Origin of the sequence: Aquimarina besae (assembly GCF_042434905.1) — a bacterium.
In the GTDB taxonomy this organism is placed as follows: Bacteria; Bacteroidota; Bacteroidia; order Flavobacteriales; family Flavobacteriaceae; genus Aquimarina.
The window spans coordinates 407,772-426,698 of the sequence record NZ_CP170199.1 but is presented as its reverse complement, the minus strand read 5'-3'; the positions used below and the strand labels follow the sequence as shown (position 1 = coordinate 426,698).

Below are 18,927 nucleotides of genomic sequence, written 5' to 3'. Positions count from 1 at the left end.
AACGGATTATGGCACAGCAAAAACACATAGTTAATAAACAGATATTAGAAATTCATGTATCAAAACATGCAGATACATCAAAGATACAGCATGAATTGAGTTTGCTGTGTAGAAATCAATTAACGACTGCGCTGGATCGTGTGCTTAACCAAGCGAATGTATCAGAATCATCGCTTCAGATTGAGCAGCTAACATTGGATTTAGGAAATGTGTCTTTACAAAATTTCGAAACTGCTTTTACCGAAAAATTACAGGAAGAACTCATAGAATATCAACAAGCCGATGTAGTTTCAGAATATCAAAAAAGTAACACGGCAGATGAAGAAACACCACTAAGAGCGATCATTCATTATCTAAAGACAGGCATATTACCTTGGTGGGCAAAACAAGGAAACAAAAATGATTTTCAGGTACAATTGGCACTATTGTTACAACAACCAAGTAATACATTTATAAGATTGCTAAAAGAGTTACCTTGGAATCTTACATATCTTCAACGCTTTGTATATGCGAGTACAGAAGACCAATTACTCACATCTTTTAAACTGCTTACAACACTTTCATCTACTCAGATTCTAAAGATTAAAAACAGTATTCTGGATAATATTCAAAAGAAATATACTTTAGAACGCAAAAAAACAACACATAGCTTTTGGAAAACAGCTTTCTTAAGAAATGCCATTGCCAATACCGATTCCGCATTCCTAAAACGATGCGCCAAAGAGGTGCTTCTAGATCTAGGTATTGATGATAAAGAAGATGCTTCAAAAGATAATAGTTGGTATGCACATCAGATTAAAAGATTAGTAAATTCTTGTACCTCATTATATGCACAAAATGCTATAGGGAAGGAATTTCTTAAACAAGTTTCATCTTTGGTAAATCATCCTTTTTTTGATCAGTTGCCTACCAAGAAGTTGAGAGAGACGAAGAAATTACTTATGGATTTATATAAAACGTCTAAGCAAACCATACAAACCAAGGATATTAATAATTTGTTGGAGCCTTTAGCATTGCATCTACAGGGATTACAAAAAGAATTGAAGCGTTTAGGATCAAAGTCTAAATCCATCATCGCAGAGCAGTTGTCTTCACCATTTGATGATACGGATTTTGTATCCATACAGAATGCAGGATTGGTATTGTTCAGGCCATTTTTAGAACGCTTTTTTGAGAATATAGGTGTCATGAAGGATAAGCATTTTATAGATGAAGCAGCGCGCAATAAGGCGATTTGCGTAATACAGTATCTATGTGATACCAAAGAAGAGGAATTGTTTGAAGGTGCCTTATTACTTAATAAAATACTATGTGGTTTGGATATGGATACGGTAGTATCCCCAATTGAATTATCAGTAGAAGAAAAAGAAATCGTTGAAGGATTGGTAAACGCTATGATAGCAAAAGTACCCAAATGGAAAAACCTATCTCCAGATGGATTGAGAACTTCTTATTTATGCAGGCAAGGCTCCCTGAGAACTAGAGATGGACATTGGTTATTGCAAGTACAAAGAGAAACACATGATATCACTTTAGAAAAATTACCATGGGGATTTCATACCATAAAATTACCGTGGATGCAGGAGATTCTGGTCGTAGAGTGGTTGTAAGTTGTAAATAGAAATATGAAAACAAGGGCTGAGGTTCTCGAAGTCCGGTTGAAAAGAAGTAAGGGAGTAAGGTAAAGGATGGAAATTATAAATGTGAGATGAAGAAGAACGATTGATTTTGGAGAGGTTTTATTGTCACACTGAACCTGTCGAAGTGTTGTCGAAAGTGTTGAGCAATGCAAAAAAGAAGGATCATCAGGATAATAGAAAATAGAAAATAGAAATATGAAATAACTAAAAGAGGGCTGAGGTTCTCGAAGTCCGATTTACAAACAAGAACCCTAGTAGAGTATAAAGAAATAACAATATGGAAAAATCAACAATCATAGAAACAAAAAATCATAATAAAATTATTACAAACGTAAATGGTAGTAATGCCCAAGTTTTGCAAGCTGAACTTGCATGGTTAAGTTTAGTATTACAGACTCGCTTAGAACTGCATTTCCAACAGGAAACACTATATGAATCTGTTGAAGAATTAACTCCTCCAGATATAAAGGGTAAGGAAGGAAGTTATACCAACTTTATCCAAGAATACAAACTCAACTTTGCTGAAAGACTACTGCTAATTCTAGCATTAGTTCCACATCTAAAACCCGAAGTATTAGATATTCTATTTACTAAAAATAAGGATTATGACAGAAGGTACAGTGAGTTTGGTGGAGTATTATTAGAAGGACATTTGGGCTTAATACCTACCGCAGAAACCGCGATGTTTTTATTGGCAGGAGATGACCTCCAAAAACGATTAATATATCATGGATTGGTCACTCAGTATTTTATAGGCATTCGACAAGGAATGATCAGTACGACACAGACTAAAGGAAACAGTCCTTTATTGAGCAGTATATGGATGATATCTAATGAATATGTAGCCTCCATACTAACGGGAATACCCTATCAAGCAGTATATAGCCCTGATTTTCCTGCGCAACAGTTACATACTAAGTTATCGTGGCAGGATCTCATCGTCTCTAGATCTACAGCACGTAGCTTGCAGGAAATCAGGGATTGGGTAACCCATGGGCAAACAGTTTTAGAAACTTTAGAACTCGGCAAGCGATTAAAACCTGGCTACAAAAGTTTGTTTTACGGATCACCAGGAACAGGTAAAAGTATGGCTGCCGCATTATTAGGAAAAAGTACAGGAAAACAGGTGTATAAAATAGATCTGAGTATGACGGTTTCTAAATACATAGGAGAAACCGAAAAAAACCTCGCCAAAGTATTTGATCAGGCACAACAACACGATTGGATTTTATTTTTTGATGAGGCAGACTCTTTATTTGGACAACGTACTCAGGTTAGTAGTGCTAATGACCGTTATGGAAATCAGGAAATCGGGTATTTGTTGCAGCGCATTGAAGATTTTCCGGGAGTAGTCATTCTTGCAAGTAATTTGAAAGATAATATAGATGAGGCATTTACTCGAAGATTTCAATCGATGATCGAATTTAAAATGCCGGGAGCAGAAGAACGCTATCAGTTATGGCAACAATCTTTTGCAGACAAACTACCATTGGATGCCAATGCAGACTTATGGAACATTGCAGAACACTATGATATTTCTGGTGGATTGATGATGAACGTGATACGTAAATGTACCCTGCAAGCAGTAACTAATGAAAAAGCAACCATCTCTCAACAAAACCTGGAAACAGCTATAAAGCAGGAGTTACAGAAAGAAGGAGTGATTATAAGTTAAAAAACGTCAGTTCGAGTGATCACCTGAAGTGTAATGGAAGGTGATTGTATCGAGAACCTTTTAAGGTACAAAGTAAAAGTATTTAGATAGTCACACTGAGCTGTCACACTGAGCTTGTCGAAGTGTTGTCGAAGTGCTGTCCAAGTAATAGAGAAGAGCTCAATATAAATACGATTATAAATTTTAATGAATGGATCAAAACATCCCTCCCTTTTCTTGCACTACAGCTCACCTATCACTAACGTGATATCGTCTTCGAAGGGAGGGAGCTCAAAAAGTCCCTCTTTGAAGAGGGATTTAGGGAGATGTTTTTGAAATTAGTCGTGATCTAACTCGGAAGATGCTAATAAATAATAGTTAACAGAGAAAACTATGAAAACACAAACAGATAAAACTCAAGAACAGCAGAACTCGATTACCCCGAGAGTTGCTAATCAATCTAGCAACGGAGGTACGGCACAATTAAAAGATAACCGTACCTCTTCTATTAGTCAAAGAAAATTACGATCTGGAATGGATAGTATGGATAATAGTAACAATCCGATCCAACGAAAAAATAAGACCGGTTTACCCGACAACTTAAAATCCGGAATCGAAAACCTCTCTGGGTATAGCATGGATGATGTAAAAGTACATTACAACTCCAGCAAACCAGCTCAATTACAAGCACATGCTTATGCCCAAGGAACAGATATCCACTTGGCACCAGGACAAGAAAAACACCTACCCCACGAGGCTTGGCACGTGGTGCAACAAAAACAAGGACGAGTAAAACCGACAAGGCAGCTAAAAAGTAAAGTAAATATCAATGACGATGCTGGGTTGGAAAAAGAGGCGGATGTGATGGGAAAGAAGGCTAATTTTTTGCTGGCGAAGCCTGTTACATATAACAGTCGAAATTTGAATATGGAAGGGATGTCAAACCATATACCGAATATAAGGTCGTTAAGCCAAGATATTCAGCCAATTCAGAGGGTGCCTATACCAGTTAATCATGGTGAGTTTGAACAAATTTATTTTGATAGTGATAATTATAAGTCGAGTACATACGATATCCGTAAAGCTAGTATTACAATAAAATTCACACCTGAAAATGATTTTGGTGCAGATGGAGATCGAATAAGTTTAGTACAGACGGTAAACGATACTATGACTTATGCTAGAAAGAATAAAGAACCTGAAGAAAATTGGAGAAAAAATAAAAGAGCAGAATTTGAAGGCAGGAGAACGGATGATGGATGGGCCATAGATCAACAAATCATTGATGAAAAAAGTCGCACGAAGGATAACATATTTATACCAAAAAACGAAAGACCAATAATAAATTTAGATCCGCGTTATGCTGAACAAAGAAAAACGATAGAAGCAACAAATTGGAAGGAGCCTTTAAGTGAAGAACTTAGAAGTGATAAGTTAAAGCAGAGAGGCGTGAAGCATTCCGGGCAAATTTTGCAAGGCGAAGTTCAATCTGCATTAAAATCAAATGGAGCATGGAGACATGCGCTCTTATCAGATGCTCCAAGCACTAGTTCTATAAAAGAAAAACAAGTGTCTGGTAGGATGCTCTTTGAAGTCGCTGCATTATACGAACCCCAAGACGGAGCCGCACAATGGTTAGGAACAGTTTCTTGGGGATGGGAGATCAGTGAAGAAGGAGATATAAGCTTAATACACCTAGAGCTAAAATCAGATGATGGATTAACAGCCGAATTTACGGATGCTAAAAATGAATGGAATGAGCAAACGATACTTGGAGAATCAACATTACCGCTACCATAATTAAAAAAAATTGCCGATGGCGCGGATTTGCAATCCGTGCTTCCAATACACATATATAAATTAATAGGAATTGAAAGTAATGAAAGCATCACTAGAAAACACCCAAGAGCCACAACAAAAAACTGTGCAACGTGTAGAACAAGAACTCGGTACTGGAGGTGAAGCTACCATTGTCGACAATCGACCAACAGTAGCAGTACAATGTAAGCTGAGGTCTGTAATGGGTGGTCTTGATAGTAGTAACAACTCGATCCAACGAAAAAATAATACTGGCTTACCAGACAACCTAAAATCAGGTATCGAAAACCTCTCTGGTTATAGTATGGATGATGTAAAAGTACATTATAACTCCAGCAAACCGGCCCAATTACAAGCCCATGCCTATGCACAAGGCACGGATATCCATCTGGCACCAGGGCAAGAAAAACATTTGCCTCATGAAGCTTGGCATGTAGTACAACAAAAACAAGGGAGGGTTCAACCTACGATGCAGTTTAAGGGTAAAGTAGCGATTAATGATGATGCAGGTTTGGAGAAAGAGGCCGATGTCATGGGTGAATTATCTAGTAAACAATCATTTAATCCTTATCAAGCAAAAATGTTAACATCAAGTTACCATGGGGACAGAGTTACTCAACTTAGATTTAGAGGAGGACCAAACACTGCAGGAAACGGGGTTACCGTTTATGATGTTCAAGGTAATGTTCAAGGAAGGCTTATTCCAGGAGCAGAATTTGATCTACACGATTTTAGAAATATTCGTAGTTTGGGTAGACTGCGTAAAATTGTAGCTATGAATCGTGAGGATTATGTTCCCATAGGAGCTTATAATAATAATGATAAATACGTAAAAGTAGCACACACAAGAAATGTTGGGGGTAATACTTATACAGCTGAAAAGGAAGCACATGATCAGGCAGCTAATACTATCACAAACAATATGGGGTTACAACATGGAAATACTAGATACGCAGTATCAGAAACCAATTTACCTCCTAATGAATATACACAAGCTTGTTATAATTTTGCCGTAGGCTCTTTCAATGCAATAAATGGAATAAAACATCTTCAAGCTGCAATACCAAGTTATATCGACATAAGGTGCGGAGGACTTGGAGGGGTGGTACTGAGTGGACCCAATACATTAAATCTTATGGATGTAAATTTTGCTAATGCTATTACTCCTGCAATTATGGCTCAAGTAGACCAAGAGATAGCAAATGCGGGTATAAATCTTGTAGTTGGAGCGAATGTACCAGGAGGATTGACAGCTGCACAAAGAAACGTACTATGGTTGCCATTACAAAAGTTGATCCTTCGACTTAGCGGGTTACGTCCTAATCCAGATGGTCAGTGGGCTATAGGCTTCAGGGGGCATAACAACGCTCTTGGAAGCGACCATGCCTGGATAGAGGCCTACAGTAATGCACACTTTGGCTATATCTCGTTTGATACCTTTCCTAATGCCACTATGAGGGTTAGCCGAAATAGGCATTCAGATCCTTTCATTGTTCCGAACGGTCAGCTTGAAAATAGAATAAGGATAACAGGCCCTACTGCTGCTCAAATGGCATTGATCAACCTTGCACCTAATCGTGGAGGATTAAATGAGGGGCATGTTTTACCTTAAATAGAATTTTGCTAAATAATTATTTAAAAAATCAAAGCAATAAAATTATGTAAAGCTGGCGCGAGTTTGTAACTCGTGTCCGTATAATGATGAAAACATCTAAGTAAGTACAAAATTTTACGAAGTTACAGATATTCGAAGAGGTCATTAACTTTAAAAAGCATTCTTACTGGGAGTCACTTTTAAAGAAATAAATCAGATGATTTTGATATAGATGTACAAAGTTTGTCTATCTGCGATATACTTTTTTAAAGCCCACAACTCCATCTAACAATAGGGTCTACCCTTTACCTAAGTACTTCCAAGTATTAAAACAATACTTCCAACAATCACTTTAATAGTTCGAAGAGATAGAGCAAGGGTGATAATCCCAAAAAGAAGCACTTTTAATGATCAATGTAATGCTTATATGAGATAGGTTTAGGGTTTTAGGGCTTCATCTTAGGGCATTAACGCCTTAACTAACTACTTAGAAGGATTAAAATGATCCTTCTAAGTAGTTCTTTATCCTTTCGAAACAGTTTGTAATGGGGTAAAGACTGGTAAAATTACCCTAGTATGGATCATAGTAATCCGTATTTGTACTTCTTTATAAACTATAAGCCTTATCAGTATGCCTATAGTCGGATTATTGTAGGATTGTCGTAATTTTCCCTCTATTTGCCGTTTTTGTGATAGCTGTTCGGTCTATGGCTGTACTACTTTTGTAGGAACATAAATCAGTATATCATGGAACATAAAACATCACTGTATTCACTAAGAAAAACAATAGGAATTTTAGGATTGGCATTGCCATTATTACTTCTGGCAGCACATCAGGATTTACTCTCTAGTATGAGTCATTATTATTATACCGCTGGGAGTGTATTTTTTATATTAACCTTATCCGCTTTTGGCTTGATTTTAATCAATTATAAAGGCTATCCCAAAAAAGAAGGAGAGTTGCTAAGCGATCGGTTTGTTACTACTGCCGCAGGTATTTGTATTTTAATTACCGTATTGATACCTACGAAATCAGAGAATCCATTGGGTCAATTATATTTCACAGGATCTCCATATTTGTTTGGGCACGAGTCTAATGGATTCCTAGGGGCTATCCATTTGTTAAGTGCCGCTTTATTCTTCATTTTGTTGGCTTATATGAGTTTTTTCAAATTTGTCTTAAATCACAATGCATCAGCATCCAGAAATCGATTGTTTAAACGATGTGGTATTATCGTTTGGGCATCTGTAGGAGCGTTGGTTGCTATTTTTGCACTAGAAGCCATTTTAGGAATTAATTTCGATGATATTATTCCAGCCTATACCTTTTGGTTAGAGTGGGTAGCGGTATATGCCTTTGCAGTCGCCTGGTTGGTAAAAGGGAAAATTCATAAAGATTTTGAAAAAATGATCAAGACTTTTAGTCCGGAAAATAGTTTCGAAAAGCGTTAAGATATTGTAAGAACTTTTTCATCTGTATAACTCCCTATATCCCTCTTTCATTTCAACAAAATCAATGACCTGAGGGACTTTTTATTCTCTCTCTTTGGATACGATATAATATTAATGATAGATTGATTGAAGACTTTTAAAAGATCTCTTCCTAAGAAGACGATATCAGGTTAGTGATAGGTGGGCTGTAAACTTTTAGAAGTTTCCTTCCTTTAAAGACGACATAACAATAGTTATGGGCGAGATGATGCGCAGGGCAAGGGATGGAAGTTTTCAAACTCATAAAATAGTTGTCGTAATATTCCCTCTATTTACCGTTTTTTTGATAGTGATTAGATAGAACTACCGGTAATTTTGGTGTCATAGTAATCGTAAATCCAATAAGGTATGAAAGCCATCAGTATAGCCAAGCACGAGAAAAATTTTTTTGATACCGGAAGAGACACCGCCGGTAAAGAATTTATCTTAACACCAAGTTCCGTGCCTATCAAAGGAAGTAACCAACAGATGTCCTATCTAAAATGTCGTACAAAGAATGGAGACACCTCTTTTTATGTAAAAGAAAAACATACCAAAAATCAGATTGTATTGCATTACACAGCCGGATATCTAAAAGGAGATGTAGCAGCTTTATCCAGACCCAATCACAGAGTATCCGTACCTTTTATCATCGCCAGAAATGGGACGATACTAAACATGTGGTCCTCGGCTTATTGGGCATATCACTTAGGTTCCAGTGCAGTAGGTGGTAATACCGCTGGCGGTAGGAGAACCATTGCGATCGAAATGTCTAATATTGGATTTCTTAAAAGAATAGGTGACAATCTGGTGACAGTATATAATGATAAAGATGTGTATTGTCATATCAGTGAGCCACAGTTTTATACAAAATTGGATATGCCGTTTCGAGGAGAGCAATACTTTGCTACGCACACAGCAAAGCAATACCAAAGCCTGGCTACCTTACTTCGATATTTAACCGCAGAGTATGATATCCCTGCAACCTTTTTACCAGAAGAAAAGCGATATGGAATCGTTGCCGAAGATGAGTTGGTAAACTTTAGGGGAATTACTTCACATTTAAATTACCGATCTTCCGGCAAATGGGATATTGGTCCTGCATTTGATTGGGATCAGATTATTAGAGCTTTATAGTACCTCGATCACCGTCGGAAAATTACCGCCATTTGCCGTTTTTGTGATAGCAAGAATGGAGTGATTCACTATAATTTTGAGTCAAAATAAACCCATCAAAATTCATTAAAACTCCCTAAAAATGAAACAAATAAAAATAATACTGTCGTTGATTACGGTCCTGTTTTATAGCTGTGCCAGCTACGGGCCTAAAAACAAAGACCTTTCATTGGTGTTGGCTAATACCCAAATAAGTCTTGTCAGTTTACAGGAAAAAATTAATGCTTCCAAGGAACCAAAGCTTAAAAAAGCATATGATCAGTTAGGTCTTATAAGTAAAGAACTATTTCCAGTATTGGAAAAATGCAACGACAAATATGCGTTGAGCCCTGAATATGTAGCTACGCTAAGAGAAACAGAGAGAACATTAAGATATCTGGTAAAAGAATATGAGACGGTATCCGATAAGGAATATATCATTAATACCATTTATAAAGATTATGATGCCAAATTACAGACTATTAAGAATACGGCAAAAAACGACGCAACTACAAAAATTAAAGTAATCGTAAATTCAAATGAAGAAGAAGGATTTTTTGTTTTCGGAAAATTGTCCTACGAGCAGGGACAGGATATTAAAAGATTTCGGTTTAACCAACCTACTCAGAATGCTGTTCAGGATTTTGTGCCTGGGTATTATCTATTTTGGCTAGAAAAGGATGGACGGGTTGGAGAACCCGAGCTACACCTCATTATGAGTAGTAGCGGAGAAGAAAAGAAAACTCTGGTATTACAAACCCCAAAACTGTAAGCCCATGTTAGTATCGAAATTAAAAGAAGTCTGGAAAGAAATTACGTTATTAAGTGCCTGGATAGGTGCCGTAGCCGGAGCTTTTGTGATCCCTTTGCCATCGTGGTATGCATCCGATGATAATACAGCTTTTTTGATGAAATTCGGAGTATTTATTGCCACAGCATTGGCTGGTTTTCTGATTTTGTATTCCTTAAAAAACAAAACAATTTCAGTATGGATGCGGTTGTCAGTATATTTCATTGCAATTTTAATTGGAACCTATGCAGCTTATCATTTTTCTCGGGAAGCCAATACGCTGCCCTATTTAGAAAAAGACATCGTTATTGGAGACGAATTTATAGATACCAATCCTTTTGAAGCGTTCGAAGCTACTCACGGATTTTTACCGGCGCGAAATGAACAGATGATGATCTTATTAGGAGATCCGGAAAAAGCCTGGACCAAAGAAAGCATTATGAACAACAGAGTGCAATTGATGGTATTACTTTTCTTATGCTATATGTTTTCTGCCGGATTTATTATCTCCTTTTGTAATCTGATGATTTTATACAAGGAAAAGTATACGATAAAAGTAGAGGAAAAAACGATATAAAAGCCTTTGTTCTTTAGTAAATTTTATTGTTGTTTTTATAAAATGCAGACGAGACGGATTGAGAAGTTGAAGCCTCATTTTAATTATTTAGCTAAGTTTTGTTGAAGCATATTTCTCTTATCATCTCGAGCCCTTCAAAATGGGCTTAGGATGTGCACAGTCGATAGAATTGTTCAATACCACTTAATCTATTTAAGCGATACTTGTGCAAACAGGTTTGACAGCCTTTTGGAATTGAATACTTATTTAAAATTCATATTAATTTAGCTCTAATAGAGAAATGCTTTCTGGTTTGTAATAACTGAATCCAAGTCCCATTAATTTTGTTTTAAAAAATTAAAGATTGAGTTCTCATTCTGGTTAAATAGGCAAAATCCGTATTCTTTTCATCGCTGATTTTTCACTTTCAAGGCTGTTTTTTCCTTCTCACCCACATTGTTTTGTCAGGCAATCATCGCTAGATCTACTTTAGCCAAAAAAAACAATAACCCTATAAACCCGTAAACATGAAAACGATTTTAAAATTAAGAGTGCTTTTTACAACGATTATCATTTTTATGAAAGAATTGCCTACAGCAGCTCATTATGCACAGCAAAGATGATTTGTGCAACAAAACTTATTGTCAAAAATAAACTGAATTATGAATGCACAAGATATGTCGGTTTTTTACCAACATTGTACGGTTTTGTCACACTTTGATTAAGTGCTTACCCGTAATTTTGACCTTCAAAACGAGGAATTTAAAATCTTTTTTTTCTCATTTATTGTGTTTTTTCGGCTTCAACCAGCTTTTTTTCGAATCACTAGTGAAGACATGAAATTGCACCGGTAAGCAAAAAATGTAAACTAAAATTATTTTAACAATGAAAACCAAACTACTAATTATTTTTACCTTGCTATGGTCGATAGCAGGTTTTTCACAAACCTTTCCCTTTGGAAATTTAAATTATGAGATCATTGATGCGGACCTTAAAACCGTTCGGATCATCGGAGGCTCTAATTTACTGAGTGATTTAAGAATCCCGGAAATCGTAGCGGATACCGTTAATTCAGGTGGGGTCTTTACTGTTACCGCAATCGGTAGAAATGCCTTTAGAGAAGAGGGACTTACCAGTGTTAGCATTCCCAATAGTGTAACTGTTATCCAAAGTGATGCTTTTTTTAACAATGAATTCATCAGTGTTACCCTGCCTAGTAGTGTCTTATTTATCGGTGATCGGGCTTTTGCTGAAAATACAGAGTTAGAAAGTATTATTTCGGAAGGAACAGTTCCTGCAACGATACAAGCCAATAGTTTCGGAAATCGATCGAATATGGATTTGTTTTTACCTGATGACACATTTGATCTTTATGCAAACGCCAATTGGAACGGTTTCCGGTCTGTAAATCCTATTTTTCCTTCTCTGCAATGTCAGAATGTAACCCTGCAATTAGATGAAAATGGAGAACTGGTACTAACAGAGGCAGTTATAAATTTGGGGTCTGAAAACAATGCCCCTACCAATATAGTCACGATTGTTCCCGATGTTTTAGACTGTTCTAATATCGGTGATAATGAAATTACGTTAACATTAACTAATGTGATCGGAAATACCACTAATTGTACTGCGATTGTAACCATAGAAGATACCCTTGCTCCAACCATCCAATGCAGGGATCTTAGCATACAATTAGATGATAACAACAGGGCTACCCTTGCTGTCGAGGATCTATTGATCGATAGTGTAGACAATTGTACTGTTGATACGATTAATATCGATCAAAGTGCGTTTGGCCTTGCCGATATAGGAGAGAATGAAGTAACTTTAACCATTACTGATACCAGTGGCAATGTTGCTTCCTGCGTGGCTACGGTAACGGTGACGGCCAACGATTTTCCTTTTGCAATTTGCCAGGAAATAGCGATAGTATTGGATGCATCAGGTCAGGTTACCATTTCGGGAATCGATGTAGATGGTGGGTCTACAGATGCCGTAGGGATTGACTCTTTTGCCGTAACTCCCGATACTTTTGATTGTTCTAATGTAGGTGATAATGAAGTGGTATTAACTGTAACCAACACTCGTGGAAATTCTTCAACCTGCACTGCGATTGTTACCGTTGAAGAGGAAACCCTTCCTACAATCAATTGTCCTGCAGATATTATACAAGATTGTGCTGGATTTATCACTTATCCCCAACCTACATTTTCTGACGATTGTTCAGCATTCCCCGAAGTTCCTGCCACGGTCGATGGATTTGCATTGCTTGGTGCTTTAGGGAATAGTACCTATTTTATTTCAGAAGATCCGGTATCTGCGGCACAAGCATTTGCGGATGCCGAAGAGCGCAGATTTGATATTGTTACAATCAACAACCAAGAAGAAAATGAATTTATTAGAGCGCAGATAGGTGCTTTGGGGTTAGGTGCTGTGCTCATTGGATATAATGACAGAATTACTGAAGGTGTGTTTGAATGGCAAAGTGGACAACCGGCAAGCTTTACGAATTTTAGAGAAGGAGAACCTAACAATGTAGGTGATGAAGATGTAGTAATATTAATCGCAGAGTCAGGATTATGGAATGACATACCACAAAATAATAGTAGTAGACTATACATTATAGAGTTTCATGATTATGCTTCCGGGGAGCCTGTTTTCATTTCCGGAATTCCTTCGGGTGGATTATTTACCAATGGCACCGTAGTGAATACCTTTTATGTAGAGGATAGATTCGGAAATGGCAGTACCTGTTCGTTTACTGTTCAGATCAATGATACTACCGCTCCCGATCTTTTTTGTGGGAGAGCTATTACGGTAGCTAATGATCCTGGAGTCTGTGAAGCTTCCGTTACAGTTCCTGCACCAAGCTTTATCGATGAATGTACAGGTGGGCTGATTCCAGATACGTTTAATGTGAAGTATGTTTTTAATTCTTTTTTAGGAGAATTACAAAACACACCAAGTACCTTGAAAAATGTTTCTACGAGTACCAAAGATGTTGAACTGGAACTCATCTTTAATGGAGATCATGATGCCATTGCAGAGAGTTTTGTTTTAGTAGGGCCGGATAGTTCTGTTGTTTTTAGCGGTTCGGATTTTGATCCTGTATGTGAGGATGTACGTCGTACTATCATTGTTCCACAAGATACCTGGAATAATTGGATTACGGTCTTTGGGAATGACCTTGTGTTTACCCTTCAGGGTGATACGGATGTAGACAGTGGTCAGTGTACTAGTGAAACGGGCGATTTTTATAGATTGCGTTTACCGGAGTTTGGCCAGATTTCACTTTCAAACGATTTTACAGGTACATTAGATGCCACCGCCCAGTATCCTGTAGGAATCACTACAGTTACCTGGACCGCAACGGACTTAACAGGGAATAGTGCTACCTGTACCCAGACCATTACTGTAAACGATACTGAAGCACCCAATGTACTTTGCCAAAATAGTACGATACGTTTAGATGCAACCGGGCAAGTAACCATTACTGCAGCAGATATTGATGCAGGCAGTACGGATAACTGCGCTATCGATATCATTTCGGTGAGTCCGGATACCTTTACCATCGATGAGTTGGGAGATAACGAGGTTACTTTAACCATTACAGACCCAAGTGGCAACGAAGCGAGCTGTACAGCTATTGTTACGGTAGTAAATGATAATTTTCCTGTAGCGGTTTGTCAGGATATCACGGTGCAATTAGATGAAAACGGCACTGTTACCATCGCCGCTGAAGATGTCGACGGAGGATCATCTGATTCCGTGGGTATCGACACCATAGCGGTAACTCCTAGTAGTTTTAATTGTTCCAATATCGGCGAAAACACGGTAACCTTAACGGTGACCAATACCTTGGGTAATTCCATAAGCTGCGAGGCCATCGTAACTGTTGAAGACGTTACACCACCTGTAATTACGTGTCCGTCCGATATCACTATTTCTAATGATACCGGATTATGTGAGGCGGAGGTTGTGGTTCCTTCGGTATCCGAAGTAGCAGATGCTTGTAGTAACCTATCCATCATGCCGGATACCGGGATGGTATCGTATTTATTTGATAATGAAGGGTTGATTGATACTCCGGCAGTTTTATCGGGGGTTAGCGCTGCAAGCGAGGATGTGATTTTGAAATTAAATTTTAGCGGGGATCATAATGCGTCCGGAGATGAATTCAGATTAAACGGTCCTGATAATAGCCTGATCTTTGGAGAAGCAGATATTGATCCCGTTTGTGTGCTGACCGAACGCTTGATTGTCATACCACAAGCTACCTGGAATACTTGGATTACTACCTTTGGAACCGATCTTACCTTTACGCTACTTCGAGATGTTAGTGTAGAAAGTGACCAATGTGATGTGAACGAAGATTTTTATAGATTACGGTTACCACAGTTTGGAAATATAAGTGTGATCAATGATTACACGGGGACTGCCGATGCCTCTGGGGTGTATACCCTGGGAAGTACCGAAATTCTCTGGACAGTAGAAGATCTGGCTGGTAATGTTACTACGTGTATCCAGACTATTACAGTGAATGAGGGAGCAACTTCCATTACCTGTCCTGCAGATCAAACTGTGGCATCAGATGAAGGAACTACGACATACTTGTTGCCAGACTATTTTGCAACCGGAGAAGTGACCGCTAAAGGGACTTGTGCCGATCCATTGGTAACTTTTACGCAAGATCCACTTCCCGGAACTCTAGTACAGGAAGGAACTTCTACAGTAACTCTTTGTGCTTCAGACGAACTAGGAAATGAAATTTGCTGTAGTTTTGAGCTTACCGTTGATCCAACGTTAAGTACAGAAGAATTTGAACTTTTTGCTGGAGTCTCCTTGTATCCAAATCCGGTAATTGATGTATTGCATGTAACAAACCCAGATAGAACTACTCTAAAGAGAATAGAAGTATATGATATCAACGGTAGATTGGTGCTAGCTTCTGCAAATGAAGGTGCCAATGAAAATCTTCAAATTGATGTAGCTAAATTAGAAAGTGGTCCTTATTTTGTAAGACTACAAGGTGAAGAAGGAAGTATTACAAAACAATTGATAAAAAGATAAAATAAAGGGAATTTGTAACAAAAAAAACAAATCAGGTAATATTAATTTACAGATGGGGATGAAGCTCTGAGTATTATATTCAGGGCTTTTTCTTGCAATGATTTTTTGTCGGAATATTACACGAATTGTCCGTTTTTGTCATAGCATAATCATAACTGTATGTATACTTTTGGAAAGAGGAAATGAAAGGAAATAAAAATGTAGTAGCAACAATTTTTTGAGAAAAATAGAAAGCTGGAAACAGTCATATTTTTGTAATCATCTAAATAATCAGTCAATGAACACTTTAAATATCAGTACCATACTTCAGATAGTAGCAGTAATCTTTTTGATCATTATTGGTTATATGACTTTTAATAGCAGCGAGAACTGGAAAGTGGTGACTTCAGAATTAGAGAAAGCCAACAAGGAGCTTCGAGTATCTAAAGATACGCTGGCAGTCACTAAAGGTCTTTTAGAGAATTCAAGAAAAGCATTTAAGCAAATGAAAGTCCAGAAAGATTTATTGATTCATCAACGAGATTCTTTGCTTTTTGCTTTCAAAAGAAAAAATGCAAAAGACTGGAATGAGTTACAAAATATCAAAGACTCTATACAAGTAAACAATAATCAATTAGCAAAAGATAGAATATTATTAGAAGGCCTTTTTGGAGGAAATCAATAGATAAAGCTTACGCAATAAAAAGTTATATTATGAATAAAATAATCACACTAGTCTTCATTTTGTTAATACCTAAACTTTTTGGTCAGGAGTTAGATTCTATTCAGGTAATCAAAATTCCTCTATCCTATGCCGATCATACCGGAGAACCATTTATGGTAAAAAAGGATAGTCTGTATATGTTTCAGACTGCTGATGTTTTTTTAGTAAATAAAAAATCATTTTTAGCTATTAAAAATGTATACCAAAGTACAATAGACCAGGATCGGATGACCAAGGAGTTGGTAGAGAAGTATACACAAACATTACGCAGAAATATGGATTTAGAGCGTAGACTAAGCTTCAATTTTACCAAAAGTGATAGCTTGGATCTGTTGGTGTATCAAAAAACACAAACGACATTAAACCATACACAAAAAGCACTAGATTATACGATCCATAGTTTAGACAAAGCAACCAATAGTCTGGAACTTGTAGAGAAGGGATCTAAAAGACAAAGAAGAAAGACTGTTTTCGAAAAAATACTAATTGGGGTTGCTGGTGTAGGCGCTGGAGTATTATTAGGTATTTCATTATAAATTGGAAGATAGAAAGACGATATGTAAATACGTTTTTATTGAATTAAAAAGCGAATTATTAGCAAATTTTCAAAACCTGTAGATTCTTACAGGTTTTAACAATATGTACAGGTATGATTAAAGAAATGATAAGTAGTTTTGTTTGCATTCTAAACAAGTTATTCCTGTAACCCTGATATTAATGAGTTTTTTTGAGGTTTCATTATATTCATACAACCATAAATTAGTTGGTAAAAAGTTAAGTATCTCCATCGCTATAGGAGTCTTATCTTGTATGAATATTTCATTTGCCACTCAGAAAACCCAAAAGATTGATAGCTTAAGAAACAAGGTTCAAAATTATACTTCGGAAGACACAACAAAAGTGAATCTGCTTAATGATATTGGCTATGAATATTGGATAGTAGATGCTAATGAATCTATAAATTTTGGCTCACAAGCACTACAGTTATCAGAAAAACTGTCCTATCCAAAAGGAATAGCAAGAGCTAATCGTGTTGTGGGAGTGGCCTATTGGGCTCAGGGTAACCTCACACAAGCTTTACTGTTTTTAAACAACTCTTTTAAAGCTTATCAGCATATACAGGATAAAAAAGGGATGGCTAATACTACACTCAATATTGGAATGGTGTATTCGGATCTCAAAGAATACAAAAAAGCTCAACAATATTATGAAGAGGCAATCAATGAATTTACTGCATTAGGTTTGAAGGGCAGAATAGCGACTACCTTTACGAAAATAGGAACAATGTTGGTTGAGCAAGGCAAATATGAAGAAGCTTTAAAATATTTAACCGACGCATTAAAAATGCATACAGATGCTAATTTTACCTATGGTATTGCAGAAGCTCATAATAAACTGGGAATTCTATATTTATATAAAGATGAAATAGAACAAGCCTATTATCATATTAAACGATCCAAAGAATTAGGGAGTAAAGTCAGTGATATCGATGGGTTAACGAATAATCTGATTATTCATGGCAAAATTCTAAGACTATCTGGAAAATTCGACGAGGCTGTCAAAGAGATTAGTAAGGGGTTAAAACTGGCCAAGGAAAATAATTTAAAGAAATATGAACTGTTTGCATATGAAGAATTAAAAGAGCTAAAGAAACAACAATCCAAACCCGAAGAAGCGTATTATTTTTATGATAAATATATAGTGCTTAGAGATTCTCTGTTCAATCTTGAAAAATCTAAACAAATCGCTTATATAGAATTCGCGAATGAACTCGAAAAGAAGGATAAAGAACTGGTGTTATTTAAAGCACAAGAGGAAAAAGATGATATTATTCAGCTTATTTTGGTGCTAAGTGTAATTATCATATCCATCAGTGGTTGCTTTATTTATATCATCTCTAGACAACAGGCTAAAAAAAGTAGTCAGTTAGCGATAAAAACAAATGAGCTGTTAGAATCAGCTCATGCCTTAACCCAGAAAGAGCTTGAAAATTCAGAATTAAAACAGAAGGAATTAAAACAGCAACTGGAATTTAAAAATAAAGAACTAAGTTCTTATACGCTTAACTTCATTAAGAAAAATGAAATAGTTCAACACATTCAACAAACCATACAGCAAATCAAAAAGTCTCCTTCTATAGAAAAAGCAAAATTGATTGCTGATTTAAATAAAATAGTTCGAAAAAATCTAAGTATCGATAAAGACTGGGAGGATTTTCAAAGGTTTTTTGAAGATGCACATCAAGGTTTTTATACCAAACTGAAATCGAAACATCCCGACCTTAGTACCAACGATTTAAAAATATGCTCCCTTATCCGATTGAATCTTAATGTAAAAGAAATGGCCGGTATTTTAGGGATCTCACCTGATAGTGCCAGAACAGCCAGATATCGACTTCGAAAGAAGCTACAACTAGCTCCCGAGCAAGAAATTCTCTCCTATTTGGTTCAGTTAGAACAGGAGGATGTCTAAATACA

The 18,927-nt window shown here is 36.8% G+C and carries 12 protein-coding genes; all 12 read left to right on the top strand.

What is annotated here, in order from left to right; genetic code table 11:
* The first annotated feature begins 8 nt into the window (after positions 1-8).
* The 12 genes from ACE94K_RS01875 (at position 9) to ACE94K_RS01820 (ending at position 18,922) form a co-directional block, all read left to right on the top strand.
* Complete coding sequence (locus tag ACE94K_RS01875; protein WP_378179146.1) at positions 9-1,610, top strand: contractile injection system tape measure protein; 1,602 nt, start codon at positions 9-11, stop codon at positions 1,608-1,610.
* Between the two features lie 307 nt (positions 1,611-1,917).
* Entirely contained in the window at positions 1,918-3,315 is a 1,398-nt protein-coding gene (locus ACE94K_RS01870; RefSeq protein ID WP_378179143.1) for an ATP-binding protein, read from the top strand.
* A 372-nt stretch (positions 3,316-3,687) separates the two neighbouring features.
* Positions 3,688-5,094, top strand: a complete 1,407-nt coding sequence (locus tag ACE94K_RS01865; protein ID WP_378179140.1) for a DUF4157 domain-containing protein — start codon at positions 3,688-3,690, stop codon at positions 5,092-5,094.
* A 79-nt stretch (positions 5,095-5,173) separates the two neighbouring features.
* Positions 5,174-6,724, top strand: coding sequence for a DUF4157 domain-containing protein (locus ACE94K_RS01860; RefSeq protein WP_378179137.1), 1,551 nt, complete (start codon positions 5,174-5,176; stop codon positions 6,722-6,724).
* A 729-nt stretch (positions 6,725-7,453) separates the two neighbouring features.
* Positions 7,454-8,158, top strand: coding sequence for a hypothetical protein (locus tag ACE94K_RS01855; RefSeq protein ID WP_378179134.1), 705 nt, complete (start codon positions 7,454-7,456; stop codon positions 8,156-8,158).
* Positions 8,159-8,545: 387 nt separating this feature from the next.
* Positions 8,546-9,313 (top strand): N-acetylmuramoyl-L-alanine amidase, encoded by a 768-nt coding sequence (locus ACE94K_RS01850; RefSeq protein ID WP_378179131.1) that lies wholly within the window; start codon positions 8,546-8,548, stop codon positions 9,311-9,313.
* Positions 9,314-9,434: 121 nt separating this feature from the next.
* Positions 9,435-10,103, top strand: a complete 669-nt coding sequence (locus ACE94K_RS01845; RefSeq protein WP_378179128.1) for a hypothetical protein — start codon at positions 9,435-9,437, stop codon at positions 10,101-10,103.
* A 4-nt stretch (positions 10,104-10,107) separates the two neighbouring features.
* Positions 10,108-10,698, top strand: coding sequence for a hypothetical protein (locus tag ACE94K_RS01840; protein ID WP_378179125.1), 591 nt, complete (start codon positions 10,108-10,110; stop codon positions 10,696-10,698).
* An 864-nt stretch (positions 10,699-11,562) separates the two neighbouring features.
* The gene (locus ACE94K_RS01835) at positions 11,563-15,747 is read left to right on the top strand and encodes an HYR domain-containing protein (protein ID WP_378179122.1); all 4,185 of its coding nucleotides are present in this window, start codon (positions 11,563-11,565) and stop codon (positions 15,745-15,747) included.
* A 277-nt stretch (positions 15,748-16,024) separates the two neighbouring features.
* A complete protein-coding gene (locus tag ACE94K_RS01830; protein ID WP_378179119.1) occupies positions 16,025-16,411 on the top strand; it encodes a hypothetical protein in 387 nt (128 codons plus the stop codon).
* 29 nt (positions 16,412-16,440) lie between these two features.
* The gene (locus tag ACE94K_RS01825; RefSeq protein WP_378179116.1) at positions 16,441-16,986 is read left to right on the top strand and encodes a hypothetical protein; all 546 of its coding nucleotides are present in this window, start codon (positions 16,441-16,443) and stop codon (positions 16,984-16,986) included.
* 181 nt (positions 16,987-17,167) lie between these two features.
* Positions 17,168-18,922 (top strand): tetratricopeptide repeat protein, encoded by a 1,755-nt coding sequence (locus ACE94K_RS01820; RefSeq protein WP_378179113.1) that lies wholly within the window; start codon positions 17,168-17,170, stop codon positions 18,920-18,922.
* Positions 18,923-18,927 lie beyond the last annotated feature (5 nt).

Coding starts and splice junctions, on each gene's coding strand:
- ACE94K_RS01875 (WP_378179146.1), top strand. CDS start 9: ATGGCACAGCAAAAACACATAGTTAATAAACAGATATTAGAAATTCAT.
- ACE94K_RS01845 (WP_378179128.1), top strand. CDS start 9,435: ATGAAACAAATAAAAATAATACTGTCGTTGATTACGGTCCTGTTTTAT.
- ACE94K_RS01865 (WP_378179140.1), top strand. CDS start 3,688: ATGAAAACACAAACAGATAAAACTCAAGAACAGCAGAACTCGATTACC.
- ACE94K_RS01850 (WP_378179131.1), top strand. CDS start 8,546: ATGAAAGCCATCAGTATAGCCAAGCACGAGAAAAATTTTTTTGATACC.
- ACE94K_RS01855 (WP_378179134.1), top strand. CDS start 7,454: ATGGAACATAAAACATCACTGTATTCACTAAGAAAAACAATAGGAATT.
- ACE94K_RS01870 (WP_378179143.1), top strand. CDS start 1,918: ATGGAAAAATCAACAATCATAGAAACAAAAAATCATAATAAAATTATT.
- ACE94K_RS01820 (WP_378179113.1), top strand. CDS start 17,168: ATGAGTTTTTTTGAGGTTTCATTATATTCATACAACCATAAATTAGTT.
- ACE94K_RS01860 (WP_378179137.1), top strand. CDS start 5,174: ATGAAAGCATCACTAGAAAACACCCAAGAGCCACAACAAAAAACTGTG.
- ACE94K_RS01835 (WP_378179122.1), top strand. CDS start 11,563: ATGAAAACCAAACTACTAATTATTTTTACCTTGCTATGGTCGATAGCA.
- ACE94K_RS01830 (WP_378179119.1), top strand. CDS start 16,025: ATGAACACTTTAAATATCAGTACCATACTTCAGATAGTAGCAGTAATC.
- ACE94K_RS01840 (WP_378179125.1), top strand. CDS start 10,108: ATGTTAGTATCGAAATTAAAAGAAGTCTGGAAAGAAATTACGTTATTA.
- ACE94K_RS01825 (WP_378179116.1), top strand. CDS start 16,441: ATGAATAAAATAATCACACTAGTCTTCATTTTGTTAATACCTAAACTT.